The sequence below is a fragment of the Bradyrhizobium sp. STM 3566 genome (assembly GCF_045571445.1).
Classification (GTDB): domain Bacteria; phylum Pseudomonadota; class Alphaproteobacteria; order Rhizobiales; family Xanthobacteraceae; genus Bradyrhizobium; species Bradyrhizobium vignae.
Map to the genome: position 1 here is coordinate 2,645,642 of NZ_CP120692.1, position 13,028 is coordinate 2,658,669.

The following is a 13,028-nucleotide window of genomic DNA, read 5'->3' on the forward strand; positions in this document are numbered from 1 at the left end:
CTGAAAGATGTCGATCAGCAGCATCAACTACTCCTCGTCGGTTCTCGGCGCGCAGATCCGCAACATCAATCAGCAGCTCACCGACCTGTCGACGCAGCTTTCGACGGGCAAGCTGTCGCAGAACTATTCCGGCATGGGCACCAACGAGGGCTTTGCGATCGCCGGGCGCACGCAGCTCTCCAACATCGCCGCCTATACCGATACGATTACCAACGTCAACGTCAGCATAAACCTCGCCAATACAGCGCTGCAGTCCTTGACGACGATCCGCACCAACACGCAGACCGGCTCGGCGAGCACGGCGCAGGACCTCAACGTCAACGGCCAGACGGTCGCGCAGAACACGGCCGCGGCACAGTTCGGCTCGATGGTCGGCGTGCTGAACACGCAGTCCGGCAACCGCTATTTGTTCTCGGGAACGGCGGTCAGCACGCAGCCGGTCGCCGATGCCGGCGACATCATCAACGGCACCACGACGCAGGCCGGCTTCAAGACCGTGATGGCGGAGCGCCAGGCCGCCGACTTAGGGGCGAACGGCATGGGCCGGCTGGTGCAGACGCAACCGACGCCGAGCTCGGTGCAGGTGTCCGAGGACGTCGCGGGCTCGCCGTTCGGGCTCAAGATCAAGGCGGTGTCCTCGACGCTGACGGGCGCGACCGTGACAGGCCCGAGCGGCTCGCCGGTATCGTTCTCGGTCGATCTCAACGGCGTCAATCCGAACAACGGCGACAAGCTGAGTGTCCAGTTCACGCTGCCGGACGGCACCACCGAGCAGATCGATCTGACCGCGTCCTCGGCGACGCCAACGCCGGTCGGCAGCTTCGCGATCGATGCGAGCACCCCCGTCAATCCGAACAACACCGCGGCGAACCTCAACACCGCGCTGAACACCGCGATCCAGAAGCTCGCCAACACCTCGCTTGTGGCTGCGTCGGCCATGACCGCCGGCGACAATTTCTTCAACACCGCCAGCTCCGCGATCGGCACGCCTAAGACCAACCAGGCGGTCCCATCGGCACCGATCAGCGGTGCAACGGCGCTGTCCGGTACGAGCCCCTCGGACTCGATCTCGCCGGGCTTCGTCGCCGGCGACACCATCAACGTCAACGGCACCACGCTGACCTTCGTGGCCTCGGGCGCGACCGGCAACCAGCTCAACGTCACCGACAGCATCCAGACCCTGCTCGGCAGGATCGACCAGATCACCGGGACGTCGAAGCCCTCGACGGTCCATGGCGGCTCGATCACGATCAACACCGACGATGCGGCGAGTCTCAACATCACGACGTCGAACACCGGCGCGCTGAGTGCGCTCGGTTTCAGCTCGACGCCCGTCACCGCCACGCAGCCGCCATTGCGCGTCGGCTCCTCGCCTGCGAGCTCGGCGACCACGCTGGTGAACGGCTCGGCGAACACCGTGAAATGGTACCTCGGCAATGACGGGCCCGGCTCGCCGCGCTCGACAGCGATGGCGCGGGTCGACGATGCCGTCACGGTGCAGTATGGCGCCCAGGCGAACGAGGATGCGATCCGCCGGCAATTGCAGGCGATCGCGGTGTTCGGGACGTTTTCGACGACGCCTGGTGGGCAGTATTCCGGCGGGCAGGTCTCGGCGTTGAGCCTGCGGGTGACGCAGGCGCTGACCCAGCAGCCCGGCCAGCAGCGCATCGAGGACATCCAGACCGACATCGCGATGGCCCAGAACACGATGAAGGACGCGACCACGCGCCAGACCCAGGCCAAGGCGCAGCTGCAGACCATCATCGACCAGGCGGAATCGGCTTCGCCCGACCAGGTGGCGAGCGAGATCCTGGCGCTTCAGAACGCGCTGCAGGCGTCCTACCAGGTGACCTCGAACCTCGCGCAGCTCTCGCTCGTCAAGTTCCTGTAAGGGGACACGTTAAGACGTCGTTAACCATGCCTGTTTACCTCTTGGTGAGGATTGCAGGGGGCGGAGCGATCGATGTCGGACAAGATGCAGCTGGTGGTGGCCACGCCTTGCTTCGGCGGGCAGGTGTCGAGCATCTATGCGAGCTCGATCTTCGCGCTGCAGCGCGCCGTGCACGGCATGTCCAATCTCGAGCTCAAGGTACATTTGCGCGACGGCGATGCGCTGATCACGAGGGCGCGGGCCAACCTGGTCGCGATGTTCCTGGACGACCCCAAGGCAACGCATTTCCTGTTCATCGATGCCGACATCGGCTTCAAGCCGGAGCAGGTGTTCCGGCTGATCGAATGCGGCGCTGACGTCGTCGCCGGCTGCTATCCGATCAAGCGGGTCAACTGGGACAAGGCCGCGCGTGCAATACAGTCAGGTCGGGCCGACGTGCCCGCCGCCTCGCTCGACTACGTGCTCGAGATCGAGGATCCCGACCGCATCGTCGTGGTCAACGGCTTTACCCGCGTGCGTTATGCAGGCACGGGCTTCCTGATGATCCGGCGTCACGTGCTGGAGGCGATGTGCCGCCATCCCAACTACGCCGGCCTGCAATTCTTTCGCGAGCATTCGCATGACACGCTTGCCGCGAGCCAGAACCGGTTCGCGCTGTTCGAGTGCATGATCGATCCGGCGACCGGCACGTATCTCTCCGAGGATTTCGCCTTCTGCAAGCGCTGGACCGATATCGGCGGCGAGATCTGGGCCGACATTCAGAGCTCGCTCGATCACGTCGGGCCGTCGGTGTTCCGCGGCGACATCGCCTCGCAATTCGCGCCGGCGCCCGCGGCGGTGGCCGATGCCGCGGCGTGAGCGGTCCGGGATGAGCGGCTGCTTCGCGGTGAGCTCCGCGTTCGAGGTGTGAGATGCAGCATCCAGCTTCCGCGCCGATCGGTCTGACCGCGGCGAACTATGCCGACCGGGTCGGCTTTGCGCGGCTGACGCGCCAGGCCTTCGAGGGCGTCGATCTGCATCCGTTGCGCAACCAGCTCGTGGCACGGATCGCGGCAGGGACGGCGCTCGCGGGCGAAGGGCTAGATCTGTCGTTGATCACCCAGCTTCTGGGCGACAAGGATCGGGGGCTTGCGATCCAGTCCGAGGTGCTGACCTTCCATCAATTGTTCCGGACGCCCAGCGCCGCTCCGAAGCCGGGCTTGCGCCTGCTCGCGCTGGCTGCCGACATCGACATGGGCGGCAACACACCGATCGATTTCCTGCTCGAAGGCTCCGACGTCGAGCTATTGACCCTTTATGTGGTCAAGGGCGTCGGCCTGCCGGAAACCTTGCCCGAGCACGACGTTGCCATCGTGGTCGCGTCCGATTCGGAGGAATGCCGCGAAGCGCTCGCGCTGATCGAAAAAGCCGCGCCGCACTGGCCGCGGCCGCTGCTCAACCGCCCCGATCGGATCGGCAATCTCGATCGCGACAAGCTGTATCGGCTGCTGGCTGGTGTGCCGGGTCTGGACATTCCCGCGACCATCCACGCAACGCGCGCGCAATTGTCGGATCTTTCGCGAGGTCAGATCGCCTGCGAGGACATCGCAGGCGAACTGCACTTTCCGATCATCGCGCGGCCGCGCGGCTCGCACGCCGGCGTCGGCCTCGCAAAGCTCGATGATGCGGCGGCGCTCGCGGCCTATCTCGCCGGACGGACAGAGCAGGACTTCTTCGTCGCACGCTTCGTCGACTATGTGAGCCCCGACGGGCTCTATCGCAAGTATCGTCTCGCCATGGTCGACGGCAAGCCTTACGCCTGCCACATGGCGATCGCCGATCGCTGGGACATCTGGTATCTCAACGCCTACATGGCGTTCAGCGAAGAGAAGCGCGCGGAGGAAGCCCTCTTCATGCGCGACTTCGACCACGCCTTCGCCTTGCGCCATGGAAACGCGCTCGAAGCGATGAGCCGGCGCGTCGGGCTCGACTATTTCATCGTCGATTGCGCCGAGAACGAAAAGCGCGAGTTGCTGGTGTTCGAGGCCGACAACACCGCCGTCGTGCACAACATGGATTCGCCCGTCGTGTTTCCTTACAAGCCGCCGCAGATGCGCAAGATCTTTGCCGCGTTCACGACGATGCTGTCGCGGCATGCAAATTCGGGCAAGGAGAGCGCAGCATGAACGAGATCATCCGGGGCACGCAAGGCTCCGTCACGAGCACCTCGCTCGATCCGCAGGATTGGAGCGAATTTCGCGCGCTGGCCCATCGCATGCTGGACGAGACCATCGACGGCATTGCCAACGTTCGATCGCGCCCCGTCTGGCGTCCGATCCCCGACGACGCTCGTGCGGCATTCAAGGCCGACGTGCCGCGCGAGGCGAGCGAGCTCGCCGAGGTCTACCGCGAGTTCGCCGAGCATGTCGCGCCCTATGCGACCGGCAACGTCCATCCCGGCTTCATGGGCTGGGTGCATGGCGGCGGAACCGCGGTCGGCATGCTCGCGGAAATGCTTGCGGCAGGCCTCAACGCCAATCTCGGCGGGCGCGACCACATGCCGATCGAGGTCGAGCGCCAGATCGTCGACTGGATGCGCCGCCTGTTTCTCTTTCCGGACAGCGCGAGCGGCATCTTCGTCACGGGCACGTCCATGGCCAATCTGATGGCGGTGCTGGTGGCGCGCACGGCTGCGCTCGGCACGCTGGCGCGGCAGCACGGCATCGGCAATGACGGTGCGCTGCTCACGGCCTACACGTCGCAGGCCGCGCATGGCTGCATATCGAGGGCGATGGACATTGCCGGGCTCGGCACCGATGCGCTGCGCAAGATCGCTGTCGATGCCGATCATCGCATCGACGTTGCCGCGCTGCGTGCGCAGATCGCCGTTGATCGCGAGGTCGGCTTCAGGCCGTTCCTGGTGGTCGCGTCCGCTGGTACGGTCGATATCGGTGCGATCGACGACCTCAGGGCAATTGCTGAGCTGTGCCGCGAGGAAGGAATCTGGTTTCACGTCGACGGCGCTTTCGGCGCGCTCGCGATCCTGTCCCCCGAGCTTGCGCATCTGCTCGGCGGCATCGAGCTCGCGGATTCCATCGCGCTCGATTTTCACAAATGGGGGCAGGTGCCTTACGACGCAGGCTTCCTGCTGGTCCGCGACGGCGAGCAGCATCGGCAGGCCTTTGCGCAGCCGGCGGCCTATCTGCGCCGCGAGGCGAGGGGGCTTGCGGCGGGCGCGGTCTGGCCCTGCGATCTCGGCCCCGATCTGTCGCGCGGCTTTCGTGCACTGAAGACGTGGTTCACGCTGAAGACGTTCGGCACCGACAGGCTGGGAGCGGTGATCGCGCGAAGCTGTGCGCTGGCGAAATATCTGGAAGCGCGCATACTGGCCGAACCGCGGCTCGAATTGCTGGCGCCGGTAAACCTCAACATCGCCTGCTTCCGCTATCGTGCTGATGACGCTGTCAATCGCGAGATCGTGGCCGATGTCCAGGAGTCCGGCATCGCGGCGCCGTCGGCCACGACGCTGGACGGCCGGTTCGCGATCCGAGCGGCGATCGTCAATCACCGCACCGAGGAGAGAGATATTGACGCGCTGCTGGCTGCTGTGCTGGAGTTCGGGGCGCGGCGCAGCAGCGAGAGCGTGATCGAGGTCGAGGCGCCGCCGCTCGCCGCGTTGTGATATCCGGGACCATCTGAAGCAAAAACGCCCCAGACTTGTGTGCCGAGCATGAACGACAGCTTGGAGGTGGAAGTCCTCTATCCAGCCTGATGGCGGCGATGGATTGGCGAAGCGCGAGGGCGCTGCCGCGAGGTGGGGTCTGAAGGAAGCGTGGAGCAAAACCGCGGCTCCATGGACAAGAACCGGATAACGAGGCCTACCCCGTCGGACGAGCGAGCAAGGGATCGCGAAGTCCACAGTCATCAAGTGCCGGGGTGGTAAATCCGGCGAACGCGCTGTGAAGGCGATCGGTCTTACCTCGGGAGGTCTGCGCTGTGTCTCGGCAACGAGACTGAGATCTCCGCAAGGCGATCTGACCTCAGCGTAGAAGTCAGCGGAGGGCATAGTAGGCGGCGGCGCGCTGCCGAAGGCCCGAACGCTGGAAGTGGTCATTAGAGCGGTGATCTCGCGCGCAACATGCGGCAGAAAGACCAGATCGACCTGAACTTGGGAGCGGAGCGAAGGATGAAGCCCTGAATGCCGCCACCCAGGAGACCGAAGCGCGTGCGGCGAAAGCTAGCCTCGAACCCCCGGCGGTCGCAAGGCCGGTCGTTGGAAGCAGTGATCGAGCGTGAGAACCTGAAGCAAGCATTGGCGCAAGTGAAGCGCAACAAGGGCGCGGCCGGCATCGATGGCATGACCGTCGACAACCTGTCGGCCCATCCGAAGGAGCACTGGCCTGCGATCCTGGCTCAGCTGCTTGACGGCACCTACGAACCGCAGCCGGTGCGGCGGGTGGAGATACCGAAGGCGTCGGGTGGCACTCGTGCGCTCGGCCTGCCGACGGTGCTCGACCGCTTCATCCAGCAGGCGGTGATGCAGGTGCTGCAGGCGGAATTGGGACGGAATGTTCTCCAAGAGCGGGTTGCTGACAAGCGCATTCTGAAGCTCATCCGCAGCTTTCTAACGCGGGTGTGATGGAAGGCGGCCTTGTCAGCCCGACGGAGGAAGACACGCCGCAAGGTGGCCCGCTCTCGCCGCTGTTGTCGAACCTGATGTTGGACGTGCTGGACAGGGAGCTGGAGAAGCGCGGCCACCGCTTCGTGCGCTATGCCGATGACTGCAACATCTATGTGCGCAAAGGCCGGCGAGAGGGTGATGGCCGGCATCGAGAAGTTCCTCGGAAAGCGCCTCAAGCTGAAGGTCAACAAGGCGAAGAGCGCGGTCGCCAAACCGCGCATCCGCAAGTTCTTGGGCTTCAGCTTTACGGGCGAGAAAGAGCCACGACGGCGCATCGCGCCGCAGGCCCTCGCTCGCTTCAAAGCCAACGTTCGGGTACTGACGCGGCGCACGGACGGCAAGAGCCTCGCCCAGATCATCAAGGAGCTGTCCATCTACTTGATCGGCTGGCGCGGATACTTCGGCCTCTGCCAGACCCCGTCGGTGCTGCGCACATTTGACGAATGGATCACGCGGCGGTTGCTCGCCATCGACCTGGAAGCAATGGAAGCACGGACGGGCTCGTTTTGCCGAGCTGCGGCGCTGCGGCGTCGGCCGGGACTTGGCGGCACAAACCGCTGGCAGCCCACATGGCCCCTGGCGGCTCGCGAACAGCCCGCGCTTACCGAGGCTTTGCCAAACGGCTTCTTCGGTTCACTCGGCTTGGCTTCCGTCGTGGCCCAGCCGCCCGCATAATCCAGCGAACGGCCGGATACGGACCCGTATGTCCGGTGGTGTGGGAGGGGTCGAGCCGCGAGGCTCGCCCCTATCCTGATTCGGATGTGTGAAGCTTCAGGCGGCCGAGCTGACGTCGTCGCTCGTGACCTCACTCCTCGGATGCGTGGCTTCGTACTGCTCCCGCAGCTTCTCTTCATAGGCGATCAGCTTGCGGGCCTCCTTGAGGGCGCGGTAGAGGTCGCCGTTCATGATGTTGTTGTTGATGCCCTCGATGATCGGCCAGGAGCTCGGCACCGCGGTGACGATGTCGCGGACCAGATTGAAATAAGTGCCGTGCTGTGTCTGCGGATCCGGCGAGATGTACATGAGCTGAACCGCCAGATAGACCAGCTTAGCGGGCGTGTCGGCGGTCTCCGGCGTGAGGATATCGCGCTCGCGCAGGATCGGAACGTTCTCGCCGTCAATCAGAAGGCGGGCGCGCTGGTCGGTGTTGGTGATAACGCAGTTGCCTACGATGATGCGTTCGTGTGGTTTGAGCTCGACCTTGAGAGCCATGCCTGTTCTCCATTAACCCGCTTGTAACGAGCGGCGCGCGCTCCCCGGAACAACGGCTGCCAGCCCTGATTTGGGTCCGATCCTTGCTGAACGTGGTTAACGGGCCGTAAACATTCTCGCGGCGGCCGAAAAGCAGAACGTTGTCAACGCCTTGTCGTTCTGCAAAGGAGCTGGGCGGAACTTTGCCAAGAGCCGTTTCGTGTTCGACGCGGAGAAACCGGCGGTTTCATTTCACGGATTGTTAGAGGCTCGGAGGCACCGTCCGCCGGCCGTTTGATCAATGTCGGTCAAACAGGACGCGTAGCTACCAGAAAGGTAACAGTATGTCCGGTATCGTCCTCTCCGCCTCGGTTCGCCAGAACCTGCTGTCTCTCCAGTCCACCGCCGACCTCCTTGCCACCACCCAGTCGCGTCTGTCGACCGGCAAGAAAGTGAACTCGGCGCTGGATAACCCCACCAACTTCTTCACCGCACAATCGCTCGACAACCGCGCCAGCGACATCAACAACCTGCTCGATGGCATCGCTAACGGCGTGCAGGTGCTCCAGGCCGCCAACACCGGCATCACCTCGCTGCAGAAGCTGCTGGACTCCGCCAAGTCGATCGCCAACCAGGCGCTGCAGACCACGGTCGGCTACTCCACGAAGTCGAACGTCTCGACCACGATCGCCGGCGCGACGGCTTCCGACCTGCGCGGCACCACCACCTACACCAGCGCCAGCGCGCTCTCCAACGTGCTGTTCTCCGGTGCGGCGGGCGGCGTCACGGCGGCAACCAGTTCGACCACGCTCGGCGGCACCATCGGCACGGTGACCGGAACTGCAGTGAACGACAACCAGGGCACGCCTGCCGCCATCACGGCTTCGACCAAGCTCTATGACACCGGCGCGACCGGCGGTCTCAGCACGGCGGCTGCCACGCAGTTCACGGACGGCAGCAGCTTCACGGTCAACGGTCACACGATCACCTTCAAGGCTGGCGCTGCGCCGGCGGCGAGCGCAGCTCCGGCCGGTTACGGCATCAGCGGCAACATCGCTGCTGACGGCAATGGCAACTCGATCATCTATCTGGGTGCCTCCGCAACCAGCTCGACTGCCACGGTCGGTGACGTCCTCAGTGCGATCGATCTTGCCAGCGGCGTGAAGAATGCCGTGGTCTCGGCCGGTGCCGCGACCATCACCACCAACACGAGCCAGACCGCTTCGTCGATCACGGGCGGCAAGATCACCCTCGAGACTTCGACGGGTGCCGACCTCAGCGTCGTCGGCAAGGCCGATCTGCTCGGCGCCCTTGGCCTCACTTCGGCAACGGGCTCCGGCAATGCGACCGTTGCCGCGAGCCGTGTCACCGCTTCGGGCAGCCTCGGCTCCCTGATCGCCGATGGCTCGACCCTCAACGTCAATGGCAAGACCATCACATTCAAGAACGGCGGCACGCCCGCTGCAGCGAACGTCCCGAGCGGCTCGGGCGTCACCGGCAACGTCGTCACTGACGGCAACGGCAACTCGACCGTGTATCTCAACAAGGGCACCGTCGGCGACGTTTTGAACGCGATCGATCTTGCCACCGGCGTGCAGACCGCCTCGATCTCTTCGGGCGCGGCCACCCTCAGCACGGCGACGGGGCAGACCGCGTCCTCGATCGTCGCGGGCGCGCTGAAGATCTCGACCGGCGCCAACTCGGACCTGTCGATCACCGGCTCCGGCAATGCGCTGTCCTCGCTCGGCCTGACCGGCTCGACCGGCACCGGCACCGCCTTCACGGCGAGCCGTACGGCCGCGTCGGGTGGCATCTCCGGCAAGACCTTGACCTTCACCTCCTTCAACGGCGGCACGGCGGTCAACGTCACGTTCGGCGACGGCACCGGCGGCACTGTCAAGACGCTCGATCAGCTCAACACCGCGCTTCAGGCAAACAACCTGACCGCGACGATCGATGCCAACGGCCTGCTCACGGTTTCGTCCACCAACGATTATGCCTCTTCGACGATCGGTTCGGCGACCGCCGGCGGCACGATCGGAGGCACGATCACCACGGCCCTGAGCTGGTCGAACGCGACCGCGCCCGTTGCTGATGCTGTTGCCCAGGCGACTCGTTCGAACCTGGTCAACCAGTACAACAACATCATGACGCAGATCGATACGACCTCGCTGGACGCCTCGTTCAACGGCGTCAACCTGCTCAACGGCGACCAGCTCAAGCTGGTGTTCGACGAGACCGGCAAGTCGAGCCTGAACATCACCGGCGTGACCTTCAACTCGAAGGGTCTCGGTCTCGCCGCACTGGCGCAGGGCACCGACTTCATCGACAACGCAGCAACCAACAAGGTGCTGGCCAAGCTGAACACCGCGTCGAGCACGCTGCGTTCGGAAGCCTCCACGCTGGGTTCGAACCTCTCGGTGGTGCAGGTTCGTCAGGACTTCAACAAGAACCTGATCAACGTGCTGCAGACCGGCTCGTCCAACCTAACCCTGGCCGACACCAACGAGGAAGCGGCGAACAGCCAGGCGCTGTCGACCCGCCAGTCAATCGCCGTCTCCGCGCTCTCGCTGGCCAACCAGTCGCAGCAGAGCGTGCTCCAGCTGCTCCGCTAATAGCGGCTGACATCGCAAAGGAAATGCAGCGGCGGGGTTTCAGCCCCGCCGTTTTTCTTTTGTGGCGGTCATCGAGAGGCGAAAGCCCGCACCGAAAGGTAACTCTTGGTTATGGTTAACGAAGAGCAAACGCCAAAAAAGCTGTGAAATTACAGGCGGATCATTATTCTGTTTGAAGGCTTCGGCCCCTCTTATGGTGAACCGCCACTTACGGTTCGCGAGCGAGTTTCACCCTTTGTTAGCCATGTCCGCGCAGGCTCTGCGCGTCACTCGATCCGAAGCGATCGAACGAAGACGCGTAAACCAGAAGGGTAAGAGTCATGTCCGGTATCGTTCTCTCTGCGTCGGTTCGTCAGAACCTGTTGTCTCTCCAGTCCACCGCCGACCTCCTCGCCACCACCCAGTCGCGTCTGTCGACCGGCAAGAAGGTGAACACGGCGCTGGATAATCCCACCAACTTCTTCACGGCACAATCGCTCGACAACCGCGCCAGCGACATCAACAACCTGCTCGATGGCATCGCTAACGGCGTGCAGGTGCTCCAGGCCGCCAATACCGGCATCACCTCGCTGTCGAAGCTGCTGGACTCCGCGAAGTCGATCGCCAACCAGGCGCTGCAGACCACGGTCGGCTACTCCACCAAGTCGAACGTCTCGACCACGATCGCCGGCGCGACGGCTTCCGACCTGCGCGGCACCACCACCTACACCAGCGCCAGCGCGCTCTCCAACGTGCTGTTCTCCGGTGCGGCGGGCGGCGTCACGGCGGCAACCAGTTCGACCACGCTCGGCGGCACCATCGGCACGGTGACCGGAACTGCAGTAAACGACAACCAAGGCACGCCTGCCGCCATCACGGCTTCGACCAAGCTCTATGACACCGGCGCGACCGGCGGTCTCAGCACGGCGGCGGCGACCCAGTTCACGGACGGCAGCAGCTTCACCGTCAATGGCCACACGGTGACGTTCAAGGCGGGCGCGGTACCGACCACTGCTCCGGCCGGTTATGGCACAAGCGGCAACATCGCGACTGACGGCAATGGCAACTCGATCATCTATCTGGGCGCCTCCGCAACCAGCTCGACCGCCACGGTGGGCGACGTCCTGACCGCAATCGACCTCGCCGGCGGCGTGAAGAATGCCGTGGTATCGGCCGGCGCCGCGACCATCACCACCAATACGAGCCAGACCGCTTCATCGATCACGGGCGGCAAGATCACCCTGGAAACCTCCACGGGTGCCGACCTCAGCGTCATCGGCAAGGCCGATCTGCTCGGCGCGCTCGGCCTGACCACAGCGACTGGTTCCGGCAACGCGACGGTGACGGCAGCCCGTGCGACGGGATCTGGCAGCCTAGCCTCGCTGATCACCGATGGATCTACGCTGAATGTCAACGGCAAGACCATCACATTCAAGAACGGTGGCACCCCCGCCGCAGCGAACGTGCCGAGCGGCTCGGGCGTCACCGGCAACGTCGTCACCGACGGCAACGGCAACGCGACCGTGTACCTCAACAAGGGCACCGTCGCTGACATCCTGAACGCGGTTGATCTCGCCACAGGCGTCCAGACTGCATCTATCGCGTCGGGAGCAGCGACCCTCAGCACGGCGAGCGGCCAGACAAACTCCTCCATCGTCGCCGGCGCGCTGAAGATCTCGACCGGAGCGACTTCGGACCTGTCGATCACCGGTTCCGGCAATGCGCTGTCCGCGCTCGGCCTCACGGGCTCGACAGGCACCGGCACCGCCTTCACGGCAAGCCGTGCTGCGGCTCCTGGCAGCATCTCCGGCAAGACCTTGACCTTCACCTCCTTCAACGGCGGTACGGCGGTCAACGTTACGTTCGGCGACGGCACCGGCGGCACTGTCAAGACGCTCGATCAGCTCAACGCGAAGCTTCAGGCCAACAACCTGGCGGCGACGATCGACGCTAACGGCCTGCTCACGGTCTCCGTGATCAACGACTACGCGTCATCGACGATTGGCTCGGTCGCTGCCGGCGGCGTGATCGGCGGCACGATCACGACCGCCTTGACCTGGACGAACGCGACGACACCAACTGTCGATGCGGTCGCCCAAGCCACGCGTTCGAACCTGGTTGCGCAGTACAACAACATCATGTCGCAGATCGACACGACCTCGGTCGACTCGTCGTTCAACGGGGTGAACCTGCTCAACGGCGACCAGCTCAAGCTGGTGTTCGACGAAACCGGCAAGTCGAGCCTGAACATCACCGGCGTGACCTTCAACTCGAAGGGGCTCGGTCTCGCCGCGCTGGTGCAGGGCACCGATTTCATCGACAACGCCGCGACCAACCGCGTGCTCACCAGCCTGAATGCGGCCTCGAGCACCTTGCGCTCGGAAGCCTCCACGCTGGGTTCGAACCTCTCGGTGGTGCAGGTTCGTCAGGACTTCAACAAGAACCTGATCAACGTGCTGCAGACCGGCTCGTCCAACCTGACCCTGGCCGACACCAACGAGGAAGCGGCGAACAGCCAGGCGCTGTCGACCCGCCAGTCGATCGCGGTCTCCGCGCTCTCGCTGGCCAATACCTCGCAGCAGAGCGTGCTCCAGCTCCTTCGCTAACAAGTAGCTAAAATCAAAAGACAAAACAGAGCGGCGGGGCTTCGGCCCCGCCGCTTTTTTGTTGGTTGGGAAGGCGACGGGAGCCG

The 13,028-nt window shown here is 64.3% G+C and carries 9 protein-coding genes; 8 read left to right on the forward strand and 1 reads right to left on the reverse strand.

The window, feature by feature from the left end; all coding sequences use genetic code 11:
* Positions 1-7: 7 nt before the first annotated feature.
* The 6 genes from P6U27_RS12455 to P6U27_RS12480 all read left to right on the forward strand — a co-directional run bounded on the left by P6U27_RS12455 (position 8) and on the right by P6U27_RS12480 (position 7,226).
* Entirely contained in the window at positions 8-1,891 is a 1,884-nt protein-coding gene (locus P6U27_RS12455) for a flagellar protein (protein WP_129145040.1), read from the forward strand.
* Between the two features lie 72 nt (positions 1,892-1,963).
* Positions 1,964-2,749, forward strand: coding sequence for a hypothetical protein (locus P6U27_RS12460; protein ID WP_122402411.1), 786 nt, complete (start codon positions 1,964-1,966; stop codon positions 2,747-2,749).
* Between the two features lie 53 nt (positions 2,750-2,802).
* Positions 2,803-4,056, forward strand: a complete 1,254-nt coding sequence (locus P6U27_RS12465) for a hypothetical protein (protein ID WP_122402412.1) — start codon at positions 2,803-2,805, stop codon at positions 4,054-4,056.
* On the forward strand, positions 4,053-5,552 hold the full coding sequence (locus P6U27_RS12470; RefSeq protein ID WP_122402413.1) for an aspartate aminotransferase family protein: 1,500 nt from the start codon (positions 4,053-4,055) through the stop codon (positions 5,550-5,552). The genes P6U27_RS12465 and P6U27_RS12470 overlap by 4 nt, the downstream gene beginning before the upstream one ends.
* Before the next feature lie 591 nt (positions 5,553-6,143).
* Positions 6,144-6,509 carry a hypothetical protein gene (locus P6U27_RS12475; protein WP_407194126.1) on the forward strand — a complete coding sequence of 122 codons (366 nt, stop codon included), beginning with the start codon at positions 6,144-6,146 and terminating at the stop codon, positions 6,507-6,509.
* A gap of 180 nt (positions 6,510-6,689) precedes the next feature.
* A complete protein-coding gene (locus P6U27_RS12480) occupies positions 6,690-7,226 on the forward strand; it encodes a group II intron maturase-specific domain-containing protein (RefSeq protein ID WP_244607952.1) in 537 nt (178 codons plus the stop codon).
* 96 nt (positions 7,227-7,322) lie between these two features.
* Here P6U27_RS12480 and flbT read toward each other — a convergent pair whose 3' ends face one another.
* Positions 7,323-7,763, reverse strand: coding sequence for a flagellar biosynthesis repressor FlbT (gene flbT / locus P6U27_RS12485; protein ID WP_122402414.1), 441 nt, complete (start codon positions 7,761-7,763; stop codon positions 7,323-7,325).
* Positions 7,764-8,086: 323 nt separating this feature from the next.
* Between flbT and P6U27_RS12490 the strand changes: the two genes are divergently transcribed.
* Positions 8,087-10,357, forward strand: a complete 2,271-nt coding sequence (locus P6U27_RS12490; protein WP_407194127.1) for a DUF1522 domain-containing protein — start codon at positions 8,087-8,089, stop codon at positions 10,355-10,357.
* A 320-nt stretch (positions 10,358-10,677) separates the two neighbouring features.
* The gene (locus tag P6U27_RS12495) at positions 10,678-12,942 is read left to right on the forward strand and encodes a DUF1522 domain-containing protein (RefSeq protein ID WP_122402416.1); all 2,265 of its coding nucleotides are present in this window, start codon (positions 10,678-10,680) and stop codon (positions 12,940-12,942) included.
* The last annotated feature ends 86 nt before the right edge of the window (positions 12,943-13,028 follow it).

Coding starts and splice junctions, on each gene's coding strand:
- P6U27_RS12455 (WP_129145040.1), top strand. CDS start 8: ATGTCGATCAGCAGCATCAACTACTCCTCGTCGGTTCTCGGCGCGCAG.
- P6U27_RS12460 (WP_122402411.1), top strand. CDS start 1,964: ATGTCGGACAAGATGCAGCTGGTGGTGGCCACGCCTTGCTTCGGCGGG.
- P6U27_RS12465 (WP_122402412.1), top strand. CDS start 2,803: ATGCAGCATCCAGCTTCCGCGCCGATCGGTCTGACCGCGGCGAACTAT.
- P6U27_RS12470 (WP_122402413.1), top strand. CDS start 4,053: ATGAACGAGATCATCCGGGGCACGCAAGGCTCCGTCACGAGCACCTCG.
- P6U27_RS12480 (WP_244607952.1), top strand. CDS start 6,690: ATGGCCGGCATCGAGAAGTTCCTCGGAAAGCGCCTCAAGCTGAAGGTC.
- flbT (WP_122402414.1), bottom strand. CDS start 7,763: ATGGCTCTCAAGGTCGAGCTCAAACCACACGAACGCATCATCGTAGGC.
- P6U27_RS12490 (WP_407194127.1), top strand. CDS start 8,087: ATGTCCGGTATCGTCCTCTCCGCCTCGGTTCGCCAGAACCTGCTGTCT.
- P6U27_RS12495 (WP_122402416.1), top strand. CDS start 10,678: ATGTCCGGTATCGTTCTCTCTGCGTCGGTTCGTCAGAACCTGTTGTCT.